This is a genomic window from Actinopolyspora biskrensis (assembly GCF_013408175.1).
Taxonomy (GTDB): Bacteria; Actinomycetota; Actinomycetes; order Mycobacteriales; family Pseudonocardiaceae; genus Actinopolyspora; species Actinopolyspora biskrensis.
The window spans coordinates 1,125,211-1,137,900 of sequence record NZ_JACBYW010000001.1 but is presented as its reverse complement, the minus strand read 5'-3'; the positions used below and the strand labels follow the sequence as shown (position 1 = coordinate 1,137,900).

The following is a 12,690-nucleotide window of genomic DNA, read 5'->3' as shown; positions in this document are numbered from 1 at the left end:
CCGTCTCAGCCGGTCAGCACGATCTTTCCACCGGGCTGCCCCCACCCGGCACGATCGACCGCCCGGTCGACCTCGGCCAGGTCGAACCGTTCGGCCACATCCGGACGACAACGTGGATCGCACAGCAGCTCGACGGCGCGCTCGTTCAGCCGCTGCCGCTCCGATTCGGCCAGACCGCTCAGTCGAAGCGGCAACCAGAACCCCGTCAGCCGGACGTCGTCGAAGACCAGACTGCTCGGTTCGACTCGAAGCGGCCGGCCGGACAGCAGGCCGTACGAGACGAACACTCCTCCACCGCGCAGGGACTTCAGGACTTCTGTGCCCACATCGCCGCCAACGGCGTCCAGAGCCGCGTCGGCTCCCCCACCGGTGTGTTCGCGAACGGCCTCCTCGATGTGCTCCTCCGAACTGTCGACCACGGCGTCCGCCCCGAGCCGCAGGAGCTCGTCGACGTGCTCGCCTCCTCGGACCACACAAACGCAACGAATTCCGGACCGCCCGGCCAACGACAGCACCATCCTGCCCACCGCGGAGGCGGCGGCGGTGTGCACCAACCACTTTCCCGGCCCCAGCGCCAGCATGTCCGTCAGCAGCAGCGCGGTGGCCGGATTGACCGTGGCCTGGCAGGCCACGGTGTGCGGAAGGTGATCCGGAACTCTCATCAGGTCCTCGGGCCCGGCCAGCACGTACTCCCTCCACGTACCGTCGACGGCCACCGCGACCTTCGTCCCGGTGGCCACGGACAAGCCGTCACCGACGGAGTCGACCGTGCCGGAGGCCTCGAAACCGGCCGCTGCCGGGAACTGCCCGGCTCTCCGGCCGTAACGTCCCTCGACGTAGAGCAGATCGGACGGGTTGACGGGACGCGCGTGCAGCCGGACCCGCACCTGTCCCGGCCCCGGAAGGGGCGCGGGGACCTCGGAGACGGTCTCCAACACCTCTTCCGGAGCGCCGTGCTGGTGGAAAACAACGGCACGCAAGACGTTCACCTCGACGGGTTCTCTCGCTCGGCCGATCGTCCGAGCAGTTCGTGCAACGGCAGATCACCACGGTGCAGTGCCTTGTTCGCCAGCACGTAGTCGGCCGTGCCGGACTCCAGCGCCTCGACGAGATGGTCGACGCGGCCGCAGCCACCGGAGGCGATCACCGGTACCCCGGAGGCTCCTGCCACGGCACGGGTGAGCGCGTGATCGTATCCCAGCCCCGTGCCCTCGCGGTCCGCGCTGTTGGCCAGAATCAGCCTCGCTCCCAGCTCCGCCAACCTGCGCGCGAAAGCGGGCGCCTCCTCACCGGCCGCGGTGCGACCGCCGTGGACATACGCCGACCACGGACCGAGCGGCCCCTCTCCGGCGTTGACCGCTCCCATGATCCGCCCCTCCTCCACGGTCCGCGCGAGCCGCTCGACCACGGAGGGGTTCTCCACGGCATCGGTGCTGACCGACAGCGCCGAAACGCCCTCGTCCAGCAGCCGCTCCGCGGCGGAGACCGATCGCAACCTACCGTTCCCGACGGACATCAGCACCGAAACACCGGAGCCGCGCAGCGAGGAGACGAGGGGAGAAACCGTGTGGATACCGTCCCAGTCGTCGAGGACGTCGAAGAAGATCCGGCTGACGCCGTGGGCCGCGTACCAACGAGCGATCTCGGCGGGATCGTGCGGATCCCGGATTCCGGAGAACCGCACTGGATCGACCGCCCTCCCGTCCGTGACATCCACGCACGGGACCAAGACTTCCACCACGCTGCCGTCATCGGACATCGGCGGGTTCCTCCTCCGTGTCGAGCAGTGCGGTCACCCGCGGGCTTCGCGGAGCGAGCATCCGCGCGACCCGGGAGGCCGACTCCACCGTCGTCTCCTGCGAATCGATGCCGGCCGTGTAGTGCCCGGCGAAGTACAGCCCCCCGCATCCCTGGAACTCGGAGAGGCGCGCCTGCGCCCGGAAAACCTCCGGAGTGGGAATCAGCTGCTCGAAGGTTTCCCGCGCCAGCACTCGTCGCGGCCGCACCGTCCGCCTGGTCACCTGGCTCTTGAAGACGTCCATCCCGTGCACCGCCCCGTACCAGGTGGTGCTCTCGCTCCACCCCTGGCCGATGGTGACGTTGTTCGTCGACCAGTGTTCGAGCTTCTCGGGCATGTAGGAGGGATCCCGGTGCAGTGCGTAGGAGACCTCACGGTACGGAAAGGCCCCCAACGTTCGGCGCAGTTCGGAACTGTCGTCGAGCGCGGCCACGATCCCGGCCGCCACCGGGGGCGGGACGGCGAGGACGACGGCGTCGACCTCCGTGACCTCTCCGGCGGTGTCGACCAGTTCGTATCCGGAACCACGTGCGCGGACACCGATGATCCCTGTCCCCGGACGGATCTCGGCGAGACGCAGATCGGTGGCCAGTGCCCAGGCCAGGCTTTCCAATCCACCACGGAGGTTCTCCGTCGCGGGAGCCCGCTCGCGGTCGTCCCCACCCAGGAAGGGAGCCGTGGCCGCCCGGGCGGACAAGCGCCCGGCCTCCCTCAGGTCGCATCCGAACAGCGCGGCGGGCAGCGCGCACAGCAGGTCCCTCGGTTCTCCCTCCGGCACCTCGAGGGAGTCCATCATGTCGACGAGCGGAATCTCCCAGTCGAGCTCCTCCTCGTCCCATCGCCACGCGTGCCGGAGGAACGCGGCCAGTCGTTCCCAGTGCTCACCCAGCACTTCGCTTCTCGTCCATCCCGCGTTCGGCCCGTGAGGGCCGACCAGCAGCGGGTCCTCCCCGTCCTCGCGAAGCACGGTACGGGACCCGGGCACCTCCACCAGGTCCCGTTTCCGGAACCCGTGGAAGCGCATCAGACGCGAATTGAGCGGATACTCCTCTTCGGAGATCTCCTGGGTCCCCAGATCGAACCAGACCGGCTCACCCCCGAGGTGGACGGAAACCGAACGAGCGTTACCCCCGATTCGTTCCCGGGCCTCGAACACGACCGCTTCGTGGGTGCCGTCGATCAACCAGGCGGTCACCAGACCCGCCATTCCTCCACCCACTATTCCTATTCTCAACGGCGAACTCCTCACGGACGACACGAAAATTCCTGTTGCTCCGGACCCGCACGGGTCCGATTCGATTCATTCGGCGCGAGTGTTCGCGGCAGCGCGCCAGAACCCGCCTATGCTCTCCTCGAGGAGACGCGCGCGGAACACCGCTTCGTCCGGATCGTCCCCTCTGTTCAGGCCGTCCTGGACGGTTTCGAGGGCCTGACGCATGAGTTCGTCGGAGTGGCCCCCGTCGTAGTAGGTGAAGAACTCCTCGGGGACCGGTATCCCCTTCTGCCGCACACCGGCAGCGATGTCGGCGCACCCCGAGAAGTAGATCGTCATGTCGGTGTGCAGAGCCAGCGCACCACTCGCCTGACTCCCGGTGAGGGCGATCCACGACAACGTGCTGTTGAAGGCGTAGGTCTCCGCCTGCGGCGGCCAGCGGAGCATGTCTCCCTCGTCCATCCCCAGAGCGCCGGCGCACTCGAGCAGCTTCGGCTGCGCTCCGGCTATGAGTTCGCTCAGCTTCGCGTAGAAGTCCACCGCCGGCCGGTACGGGAAACGAGTCATGAACAACCCGTAAACCGCGAGTTCGGCGTGGTGGGCCTTCTCCTCCACCGCGACGAAGCGCTTGAGGTGCTCAACGGTGAGCGTGTCGTCGCGCAACCGGTCCAGCAGGGCGTTGCCCACCGGTTGTTCCGTCCTCAGCGTCCGCACGCGCTCCACGAGCCTCTCCGCGTCGGTTGTCGTGTTCCCGGCCATGGGATCCTCCCGGTCCGAACCGTGTCGAGACGTTCCTGCTAGGTTGACCACTTTCTCCCTCCGAACCGGCGCGGGGAATCGAACGAATCAAATCCGCCCTCTCGGAGGGAATTTCCACACCCTTTTGTCCCGCACGGCGCTGACACGGCGCTGACACGGCGCTGACCCGATCCGGTTTCGACCCGGAAAGCGCGGTTCTCCTCGGAAATCCTCTCCGGGAACATCCACGGGGACGATCCACACCGAAGTTCGCACCAAAATCAATAACACTCGTTCGGACTATTTATTCACCGCGAACCGGGAGCAACAATGCGCCCCTGTAACCATCACATCATGCCGACCGTCCGGAACGAGAGGTTCCGCGGCACGGCTCCGCACCTCTGATCACGACCGCGACACTCGTTTTCCGTTCTCACCGCAGCGGACCGCTGTCGCACACAGCTACGATCCACGGAATCTGGAGGACCCATGTCCACAGCGGAGGAAAAGATCGAACCCGTCGTCGTCCGGGGTTCGACGGAAGACCCTCAACAGGACGGACTCGTCGCCGCCTACGAGTACGACCTGCAAACGTGGCGCAAGGTGCTCGGGGAGTACCTCTTGTTCGAATGGGGGGTCTTCGACCATCCGGAGTCGCCGCGCCCGGTATCGCTGGACGAAGCGGGAACCCGCTTCTTCGACCGCCAGCTCGAACTGGCCGAATCGACCGCGTCGCATGTGGTGGCTCCACGACGGATTCTCGATCTCGGCTGTGGCTGGGGTTTCCTGCTGCAACGCCTGGCCCGGTGGTTCCCGGAGTGCCCCCGCCTCGACGGAGCGAACATCAGCCGCAGCCAGCTGGACCACTGTGGAACCTACCTGGGCGAACGAGGCCTGAAGGACCGCACGAACCTCTACCTGTGCAACGCGCGTGACGTGCGCCTGCTCCCGGATCCGGACGATCCCTACGACCTGGTGGTGATTCGCGGGGTCACCACCCACTTCTCCTACGAGCTCTACGAGGCCTCCGTCTCCGCTTTGGCCGATCGAGTGGCCCCCGGAGGGCTGCTCGTCATATCGGACACCCTCTACGAGAACGCCGACGCTTCCGCGGCAGCCATCACCGACGACACGAGCGATCCCTTCGAACTGAGGTACCAGAAGAGCCCCGAGTACTTCACCCGCGTGTTGAACGACAACGGATTCACCGTACGCGACCAGCGGATCCTACCGTCCAACACCGACGTCGCGCATTGGCTCCTGGAGCTGCGCTCCAACATAGAAACCCATTTCCCGGAAGGAGTCACGGGGACTCTGGAGGAACTCAGATCGGCCGCCGTCCACCTGTCGATCATGATGCTACGCGGCCAAGCGGCGGCTCACAGCATAGTCGCGGAGCGGAACGACTGAGTTCTCCCGCCCGTCACGCGGTATTGCCCTGCAAGCGCACCGTATCCTCACGGCCGTGGTGTGAGCACCGGGTGGCACCTCCTCGCTTCCGGCCCCCTCTCCGATTTCCCGCTCTCGCTCCGGTCGCCCCCGCTCGGCGAACGGAACCACCGTGACCGTTCGGACTCCGCGTTCGGAGATCGGTACTGACCGGACGGGGGCAACGGCTCATCAACCGCGCAAGCATCGCTCGTCGACGAGCGAACCACCGCGTCGCCTCAGGAGCTCGCCACCGCGTCGGCTCATCCCCAGCAACGCCTGTCTGGCGAGCACGTCCCTGAAACTCGACCGATCCGACACGAGCGACAACGCAGCGGCCGGAGACGCCGAGTCGCCCCAGACCGGTACGGCCGCAGAACGCACTGCCGGTGACGGTGACTCGCTGAAGGCGATCATCTCTCGCCGCACCTCGTCGAACTCCCGCAACAGGCGTACGGAGGAGATCCCCGAATCCGGTTCCGTCGCGTGAAAATACCCGGTCCTGATGTAGCGCTCGGACGTATCGCGGTCATGGGCCAACAGGACTTTTCCGGACGCGGTGGTGTGCGCGGGCGCCCGGTCGAAGCGAACCGGAACGCGCCAGACCCGGCCGGGCGCTCCGACACGGCACAGCACCACGTTCTCCGCACCGATCATCACCGAGAGCTCCGCCGTGTAGCCGGTTGTCTCGCACAGCCACGCGACGCACCGGGAAAGGTGTGCTCGTAAAACGTCTACGCGGCCGTCAGCTCCCCCGAATCCGACCACACCGTGATCGGCCTGGTAGGCGTCACCGATGCGCTGGACCAACGACTTGCCCACCAGTGCGTTGAGCAGCCTGTGCGTACTCGATTTGGGTATTCCGGAATAGTCGGAAAGCTCCTTGAGGGTCAACGGAAAACTCTCGCTGTTCAGGATGCGCAGAAGCTCGAAAGTCCTGTCGATGACACGCAACTCCGAGCACGCGGACGAATCGCTTGTCCGTTCACCCGTTTCACCGGTCATCTCCCACCCACTTCAATCCGCTGGAGGACACGCGGGGCGCACTCCGAAACCACGTTTCGAAACTCCCGGAGTTTCGCGGCCCAGGTGATCCGAGCACCTTTCCCGCACGGTCTCACCCCCGGCTGACACGACGCTGACATCGGATTGACACCCCCGGACTCCACGTCCGCGGTGCCTCCGGAGGTTCGAACCAGGCCCCAGCCGGATTTCGGCGGCTCCGCACCTGTTGCCCGCACCAGGTCGGCAGCCGGGGACGACAACACGACTTCGCCCCCGGCCTGTCCCACACCGCCCTACTCCGCGGGAGGTTCCACCGACGGGGGATCCCCCCAGGGGGTTTCCAGGGCGTCCCGCAACGCGTCGACGCTTCGGCGACCGATCCGCTCGGCGAGTCGCTCCTCCAGCTCCGCGAGGATCGAGCTCGCCCTGCGGTGCACGCGTTCCCCCTCCCGGGTACGGCGGATCAGCCGCTGCCGGGCTGAACTCGGGTGCGGGCACTGCTCCAGCAGCCCGGCGTCCACCAGCCCGTGCACCGCCTGGTGCGCCGTCTGCCTGGTAACCCCCGTCCGCTGTGCCAGTTCGGAGACCGTGGCGCCCTGCTCGTCGAGCACGGCGAAGAGCTGGACCTGGGGTGGCGAGACGGGCACCTCCCCGCTCTTCTCCAGAGCTCGCAGCAGCGCCTCCTCGAACCAGCGCCGGGCTTCGCCGAGCAGCCCGGGGAGATTGCGGCCGGTGGTGTGCATCCGTTCCTCACGACGAGCCGACGAAAGCGGTGTCCGGGTATTTGCCGGACCACCATGACTTATGTCAGGCTACCTGACAAATACCTTCGTTCCCGAGGAGGACCATGACCATCGAGTACGCCACCCGCCACCGGCATGCCTCGGGCATCCCACCCGAACCGGGCAAGCCCTACTTCCTGGAAAAGGGCGAAGGCGACCGCGCGCACCTGTTCGGCGACCTGTTCACCATCTACGCGGGCGGCGAGCAGACCGAGAACACCTTCAACTTCTTCACCTGCGAAGGTCCCAGAGGGGACATCATCCCGGCTCACGTGCACCCCGACACCTACGAGGTCTTCTACGTCACGGCGGGAGCCGTGCGCCTGTTCGTCGAGGACACCGAGGGCGACCAGCAGGAGAAACTGCTGACACCGGGCGACTTCGGGTTCGTTCCCAAGAACTGCCCGCACGCCTACCGCATGGAGCGGCACCACAGCCAGGTCGTCGGCGTCGCCGCGGGCCCCGCGGGAACCTTCGAGAGGTTCTTCGAGAACCTCGGCGCACCCACCGAACAGCGCGGGCTTCCCCACGACCCCGTCGTTCCCCCCGCGGAACGACTCGACGAGGTGGGCCACCGCTACGACGTGCGCTTCCTGCCCGACCACCGCTGGGACACGCGTTGAACGGGACCGAGCCGGCACCGCGGAACTCGATCGCCGCTCCGCACCCGGACGAGGCCGCCCTGCCCCCGCAGGCCTTCCCGGAGCCGGATGTACGCCTGCTGCGCGCCGTGCCCTACGCCGAGCCGGAAGGCACACGGCCACCGGAACTCGACCTGTGGCTGCCCCGCCGCCCGGACGAGCCACTGCCGCTGGTGTTGTTCGTCCACGGAGGCGGATGGCAGCGCGGACGGCGCGACGACATGGGAGTGCGCACGCGCGACTGGTCGCCCACGCCGTTCGCCCGCATCGCGGCGGCGGGGTTCGCCGTCGCCTGCGTGGATTACCGGCTCAGCGGCGAAGCCGTCTTCCCCGCCCAGCTGGACGACCTGCGTTCCGCGCTGCGGTGGCTCGGACTCCGCTCCGGGGAGCTCGGCATCGACACCGCGCGGACCGTGGCGTGGGGCGAGTCGGCCGGTGGGCACCTGGCCGCGCTGCTGACCCTCACACACGCTGATCCGCCGCTGACCGGAGCCGTCGTGTGGTACGGGCCCAGTGACCTGGGCGCTGCCCGCCCGGGCTACTCACCGCACGACCCGAACACCCCCGAAGCCCGGCTGCTCGGCTCCGCCCCCGCGTCCGCTCCCGCACGGGCCCGCGCGGCCAGCCCCGTCGCACACACCCACGCGAGCGCTCCACCTTTCCTGCTCGTCCACGGCGAGCAGGACACCGTGGTGGCGTGCTCACACAGCACGGACCTGGCCGCCTCCCTGGAGTCGACCGGGGCACGAGTCGAACTGTGGACGGTTCCGGAAACCGATCACGTCTGGCGCGGAGCGTCCGATTCGCTGGTGGAGAACATCTTCGAACACTCGCTGCGCTTCGCCGAACGTCTCGTGCCCCGCACGGACTCCCGGACGACGGCGCATCGTCCCCCCGGCTCGACGGCCGAACCGTGAACAACCCCTCCGGCCGGTCCGGAAAGCGCCTCCACAGCGGAGCGCGTCGTGAGCACCACGGGAGAAACGCCTCGGCCCCGGGGAAACCGCGGGAATTTTCCCGTTCATCCCAAAAACCCGGCTCCCCACGAAAGCGCGGCGAACTCCTCTCCACCGGAAATCACGCCGATCACCCCGGCACGAATCGTCCGGCCCCATCGGAAGAACAACGCCGGAATCGTCGACAACACCGCCGAACGGTTCACCGAATACGGGAAAACAGCGGAATGCTTGATCGGTCAGGTCGCCACCAGACTGGTCTGGACCCCTTCGGGTCGTACCCGACACACGGCCCCCAAAGGAGACACCGTGTTCAACAGGAGATCCTTCCTCGGAGGACTGTCGACCGCCGCGCTCGCCGTACCGGCTCTCGGGGCGGCCGCGTCCGCGACCCCCCGCTCCAGCGGCCTGCGCCCCGCCGCCGCGTCACTGCCGCTGACGGTGGTCAACAACACCGGCGACTTCGCCAACACGTCGATCACGCTCTACATCGTCGGAGTCAACTCGGCGAATCAGCAGTGCCACGTCACCGCGGACGGTGAGCTGGTCCCCGTCTCCATGTCCGACAACGGGTCGGACGGCTACGCCCACTACGGCATCCCGCTCAACAGCAACGGGAACACCAACCTCTCAATACCCCCCATGTCCGGCCGGATCTACTTCGCCCTGGACGGTGAGCTGAAGTTCAAGGTCGTCGAGAGCGGCACGGGAGAACCCGCGCTGCAGTACCCCGCGGGCTGGGTTCCCAGCGACGCGAGCAACGGGGTACTGCACGACACCTTCGAATTCACCCTCAACGACAGAGGCATGCACTGCAACACCACCATGGTGGACATGTTCAGCGTGCCCTCGGCCATCCACCTGGTCGGTGCGCGGGACCAGACGACGGGGACGATCCCCTCCGGCGGAAGGCAGCGAATCTTCTCCGAGATCACCTCCGTTCCCGGTTTCGAGAACCTGCAACAGGGCGACCGCCGCATAGTCGCCCCCGGACACGCGCTCGACCTGGGCAACTTCTCCGAGACCTACTTCGATTCCTACGTCGACCGGGTGTGGGAGCAGTACCGCTCGACGAGCATGAGCGTGGACATCGGAACCGGGGTCTACACCGGCAGCGTCTCCGGCGACAAGTTCGTCTTCGACGGGGACGTCGGGGAGTTCGGCCGTCCCAGCACCCGCGACGTGCTGTTCTGCGACGGCGCGCTGGCAGCCGGAGCCTCCCCCAGAGGACCGGTCGCCGCCATCCTCGGTGCGGGCCTCAACCGTTCCGCCCTGCACAACGTCACCGATCAGCCCGCGAGCAACGCGGGGGACTTCTACGGGACCGACATCACCAACCACTACGCGAAGGTGATGCACGCCAACACCGTCGACGGCAAGGCTTACGGCTTCGCGTTCGACGACGTCGCCGGTTTCGCCCCCTACGTCGAGGACACCGCTCCCACCTCGGTGACGCTCACCCTCACTCCCTGGTAACCCCTCGGCCGCCCCTCGGACGGGCCGCGTCGGGCCCCGTCCGAGGGGCGGTCCCCTGACGGGAAGATGGTGCGGAACCCGCCCATCACCCTTCGTGCCCGCAGACACCACGCCGACTCGGGCAGCACCCGTTCGACCGACGAGGCCCCCGCCAGGCCGAGCGCAGCAGCACAACCACCGAACCGGACGAACCCGGCACCGAAATCCGCGGCCCCCACCCACCGATACGGCATGAGACTCTCTTTCGGAATCAGGGCCGATCGGGAGGAGCAGCATGGCCGGGCTCGGGTGGAAACGATTCGTGGTGGCCTGTGCGGTCGTGACGACATCGGCGAGCGGGTGTGGTGTCGTCGGAGGAGCGCAGGCGGGCACGGCCGAGGGGGCACTGGGGGACCTGTCCACCTACGACCCGTGCGGCATGACCGACCCCGGAGCACTGTCCGAATCCGGAGAGCCGACGAAATCCCCCGAGAACCGAAGCTTTTTCTCGTTCGGGCAGTGCGCGATCGAACTCGAGCTCGACGAGGGCGCGGACCTGGGAGTCGACATCGGGCTGCTCGAACGGCTCGAGGACCGTCCCGAGACGAACTCACGCTGACCGTCAGCGTCGACTCCCGGGGTGAGCACACCGGAAAGACGGATCCGTGCACCGTGGCCGAGGCGGCCATGGAAACGGTCGTGCAAACGGTACGCGAAGGAGCCGTCGAACACCGGGAACCGGAAGCGAACTCACTGCAGTCGATGGAGACCTGCCCACTCGTCCCCCGGGAGGAGGTGACCGCGATCCCCGCGCTCGAGTCGAGCGGGAAAACGGAGTACCCCGACGGGCAACTGTGCCAGTGGAGCACACCTCCCGACGTGTGGGAGGGCGCGTACCTGTCGGTCCGAACCGGATTCGGCCCGGGTCCGGAGGCCGAGGGATACGGGAGACGGAAAACCACCATCGCGGGCAGGCAGTCGGCGATCCTGCCCGTCTTCCGGGTCGGGGGGACGACGGGCTCGCATACTGCACGGCCCGGACCTCCCACCTCGAGTTCGACGGGACCAGCACACCACGGCGAACGGTGGAGATCGCCGAAATACAGCTGGCCCTGCCCGAAACCGACGACGAGGACGTCGTCTGCGGATACGCCGAACGGCTCGCCGAAGTCGCCTGGCCGAAACCGCCCACCCCGTGAGCACCGCGAACACGCCCGAGCACCGTCGGGGACCGAGCGCCCCGCCGCCGGGGAAGCCCCGGAGCGCGGGGCGAGAACGGCACCGCTTCCGCGGGAACCGCGAACCGTGGGGCTCACTGACGTTCTCCGGTCGAGTCGTTCGTCGGTTCAGGGGTCTTCTTCGGCACGGCAGCGCCGCAACGCACCAACCACCGAGCAGCGCGCACCACCGCGGGCTCTCCCGTGGTGCTCTCGCGGCCACGGCCCCGACGTCGTGCAGGGCCCCGCTACCCGACGGCGGAGCACCCGCTCACGAGACCGCGAGGGGTCCGCCAGGCGTCCCCTGCGACGCGAGCGAGCGGAAAACCTCGATCAGCCGTGCAGCGCCCGATCGGCCGAACCGAAACGATCCACCGCCAGGCTGGCCTGGTGCCAGTGGGGGTAGATCAACCACGGCGCGCTGATCTCGTCGAGCCTGTCGAACTCCTCGTCCGAGAGGCTTATCTCGGCGGCACCCAGGTTGTCCCGCAGCTGCTCGTCCTTGCGCGCCCCGATGACCAGCGAGGACACGGCGGGCTTGCGCAGCAGGTAGGCCAGCGCGATCTGCGCGGGTGAGGCGCCGTGCGCCTGCGCGATGTCCACGACTTCCTCGATCGTGTCGTAGAGCTTGTTCTCGTCCCGCACGGGCGGTTCGCTCCACTCGGTGAGGTGCCTGCCCTCCGAGCTCCGCTGCCCGCGCCGGTACTTTCCGGAGAGCAGACCACCGGCCAGCGGGCTCCACACCAGGATCCCCAGCCCCTGGTCCACCGAGGCCGGGACCAGCTCGTACTCGGCGTCGCGGCTTTCCAGGGAGTAGTAGATCTGGTTGGCCACGAAACGCTGGTAACCGTGCCGGTCCGCGGTGGCCAACGCCTTCATCAGCTGCCAACCCGCGTAGTTCGACACCCCCAGGTACCGGACCTTGCCGGAACGCACCAGTGTGTCCAGCGCTTCGAGCGTCTCCTCCAGCGGTGTCTGCCCGTCCCACTCGTGCACGTGGTACAGGTCGATGTGATCGGTCCCCAGCCTGCGCAGGCTCGCCTCCGCCTGGCGGACGATGTGCTGCCGGGACAGCCCCGCGTCGTTCGGCCCGTCCCCCATCGCCATGCGCACCTTGGTCGAGATCAGCACGTCGTCCCTCCTGTCCCCGAGGGCTGCCCCGACGATCTCCTCGGCCGTTCCCGTGGAGTACATGTTCGCCGTGTCGATGAGGTTCACCCCGGCCTCCAGGCACATGTCGATCTGCCGCCTGGCCCCCGAGAGATCGGTGTCCCCCAGGTTGCCGAAGATGCCCTCCCCGCCGAAGGTCATGGTGCCCAGCGTCAACGTCGACACCCGAAGTCCGGAACGTCCCAGCTGACGGTATTCCACGTTCGGCTCCTCCTCCCGCTGCGTTCGGCGTGCTCGGCAGCGACCGAGCAACACACGGTCACGTTGCCACACTCCCCACCGCCCGG

The 12,690-nt window shown here is 67.6% G+C and carries 12 protein-coding genes; 5 read left to right on the top strand and 7 right to left on the bottom strand.

Features of this window, described 5'->3' with window-relative positions:
* Positions 1-5 precede the first annotated feature (5 nt).
* The 4 genes from FHR84_RS04915 to FHR84_RS04900 all read right to left on the bottom strand — a co-directional run bounded on the left by FHR84_RS04915 (position 6) and on the right by FHR84_RS04900 (position 3,770).
* Entirely contained in the window at positions 6-980 is a 975-nt protein-coding gene (locus FHR84_RS04915; protein WP_179534188.1) for a zinc-dependent alcohol dehydrogenase family protein, read from the bottom strand.
* A 5-nt stretch (positions 981-985) separates the two neighbouring features.
* Positions 986-1,759, bottom strand: a complete 774-nt coding sequence (locus tag FHR84_RS04910; RefSeq protein WP_179534187.1) for a HisA/HisF-related TIM barrel protein — start codon at positions 1,757-1,759, stop codon at positions 986-988.
* Entirely contained in the window at positions 1,749-3,032 is a 1,284-nt protein-coding gene (locus FHR84_RS04905; protein WP_179534186.1) for an FAD-dependent oxidoreductase, read from the bottom strand. The genes FHR84_RS04910 and FHR84_RS04905 overlap by 11 nt, the downstream gene beginning before the upstream one ends.
* A gap of 66 nt (positions 3,033-3,098) precedes the next feature.
* Entirely contained in the window at positions 3,099-3,770 is a 672-nt protein-coding gene (locus FHR84_RS04900; protein ID WP_179534185.1) for a hypothetical protein, read from the bottom strand.
* A gap of 468 nt (positions 3,771-4,238) precedes the next feature.
* Here FHR84_RS04900 and FHR84_RS04895 point away from each other — a divergent pair, with 468 nt between their 5' ends.
* Positions 4,239-5,159: an SAM-dependent methyltransferase gene (locus tag FHR84_RS04895; RefSeq protein WP_179534184.1), complete on the top strand. Its 921-nt coding sequence runs from the start codon at positions 4,239-4,241 to the stop codon at positions 5,157-5,159.
* A 210-nt stretch (positions 5,160-5,369) separates the two neighbouring features.
* Here FHR84_RS04895 and FHR84_RS04890 read toward each other — a convergent pair whose 3' ends face one another.
* Together FHR84_RS04890 and FHR84_RS04885 are read right to left on the bottom strand one after the other, a co-directional pair.
* On the bottom strand, positions 5,370-6,182 hold the full coding sequence (locus FHR84_RS04890) for an IclR family transcriptional regulator (RefSeq protein WP_179534183.1): 813 nt from the start codon (positions 6,180-6,182) through the stop codon (positions 5,370-5,372).
* A 293-nt stretch (positions 6,183-6,475) separates the two neighbouring features.
* Entirely contained in the window at positions 6,476-6,925 is a 450-nt protein-coding gene (locus FHR84_RS04885) for a MarR family winged helix-turn-helix transcriptional regulator (protein ID WP_179534182.1), read from the bottom strand.
* A gap of 104 nt (positions 6,926-7,029) precedes the next feature.
* Here FHR84_RS04885 and FHR84_RS04880 point away from each other — a divergent pair, with 104 nt between their 5' ends.
* The 4 genes from FHR84_RS04880 (at position 7,030) to FHR84_RS04865 (ending at position 10,635) form a co-directional block, all read left to right on the top strand.
* Positions 7,030-7,587 (top strand): quercetin 2,3-dioxygenase, encoded by a 558-nt coding sequence (locus FHR84_RS04880; RefSeq protein ID WP_179534181.1) that lies wholly within the window; start codon positions 7,030-7,032, stop codon positions 7,585-7,587.
* Positions 7,584-8,522: an alpha/beta hydrolase gene (locus tag FHR84_RS04875; protein ID WP_179534180.1), complete on the top strand. Its 939-nt coding sequence runs from the start codon at positions 7,584-7,586 to the stop codon at positions 8,520-8,522. Before FHR84_RS04880 ends, FHR84_RS04875 begins: the two co-directional genes overlap by 4 nt.
* A gap of 348 nt (positions 8,523-8,870) precedes the next feature.
* The gene (locus tag FHR84_RS04870) at positions 8,871-10,037 is read left to right on the top strand and encodes a beta-1,3-glucanase family protein (RefSeq protein WP_179534179.1); all 1,167 of its coding nucleotides are present in this window, start codon (positions 8,871-8,873) and stop codon (positions 10,035-10,037) included.
* 274 nt (positions 10,038-10,311) lie between these two features.
* Positions 10,312-10,635 carry a hypothetical protein gene (locus tag FHR84_RS04865; protein ID WP_179534178.1) on the top strand — a complete coding sequence of 108 codons (324 nt, stop codon included), beginning with the start codon at positions 10,312-10,314 and terminating at the stop codon, positions 10,633-10,635.
* A 931-nt stretch (positions 10,636-11,566) separates the two neighbouring features.
* Here FHR84_RS04865 and FHR84_RS04860 read toward each other — a convergent pair.
* Entirely contained in the window at positions 11,567-12,604 is a 1,038-nt protein-coding gene (locus tag FHR84_RS04860) for an aldo/keto reductase (protein ID WP_179534177.1), read from the bottom strand.
* Positions 12,605-12,690 lie beyond the last annotated feature (86 nt).

Coding starts and splice junctions, on each gene's coding strand:
- FHR84_RS04895 (WP_179534184.1), top strand. CDS start 4,239: ATGTCCACAGCGGAGGAAAAGATCGAACCCGTCGTCGTCCGGGGTTCG.
- FHR84_RS04865 (WP_179534178.1), top strand. CDS start 10,312: ATGGCCGGGCTCGGGTGGAAACGATTCGTGGTGGCCTGTGCGGTCGTG.
- FHR84_RS04880 (WP_179534181.1), top strand. CDS start 7,030: ATGACCATCGAGTACGCCACCCGCCACCGGCATGCCTCGGGCATCCCA.
- FHR84_RS04900 (WP_179534185.1), bottom strand. CDS start 3,770: ATGGCCGGGAACACGACAACCGACGCGGAGAGGCTCGTGGAGCGCGTG.
- FHR84_RS04910 (WP_179534187.1), bottom strand. CDS start 1,759: ATGTCCGATGACGGCAGCGTGGTGGAAGTCTTGGTCCCGTGCGTGGAT.
- FHR84_RS04890 (WP_179534183.1), bottom strand. CDS start 6,182: ATGACCGGTGAAACGGGTGAACGGACAAGCGATTCGTCCGCGTGCTCG.
- FHR84_RS04885 (WP_179534182.1), bottom strand. CDS start 6,925: ATGCACACCACCGGCCGCAATCTCCCCGGGCTGCTCGGCGAAGCCCGG.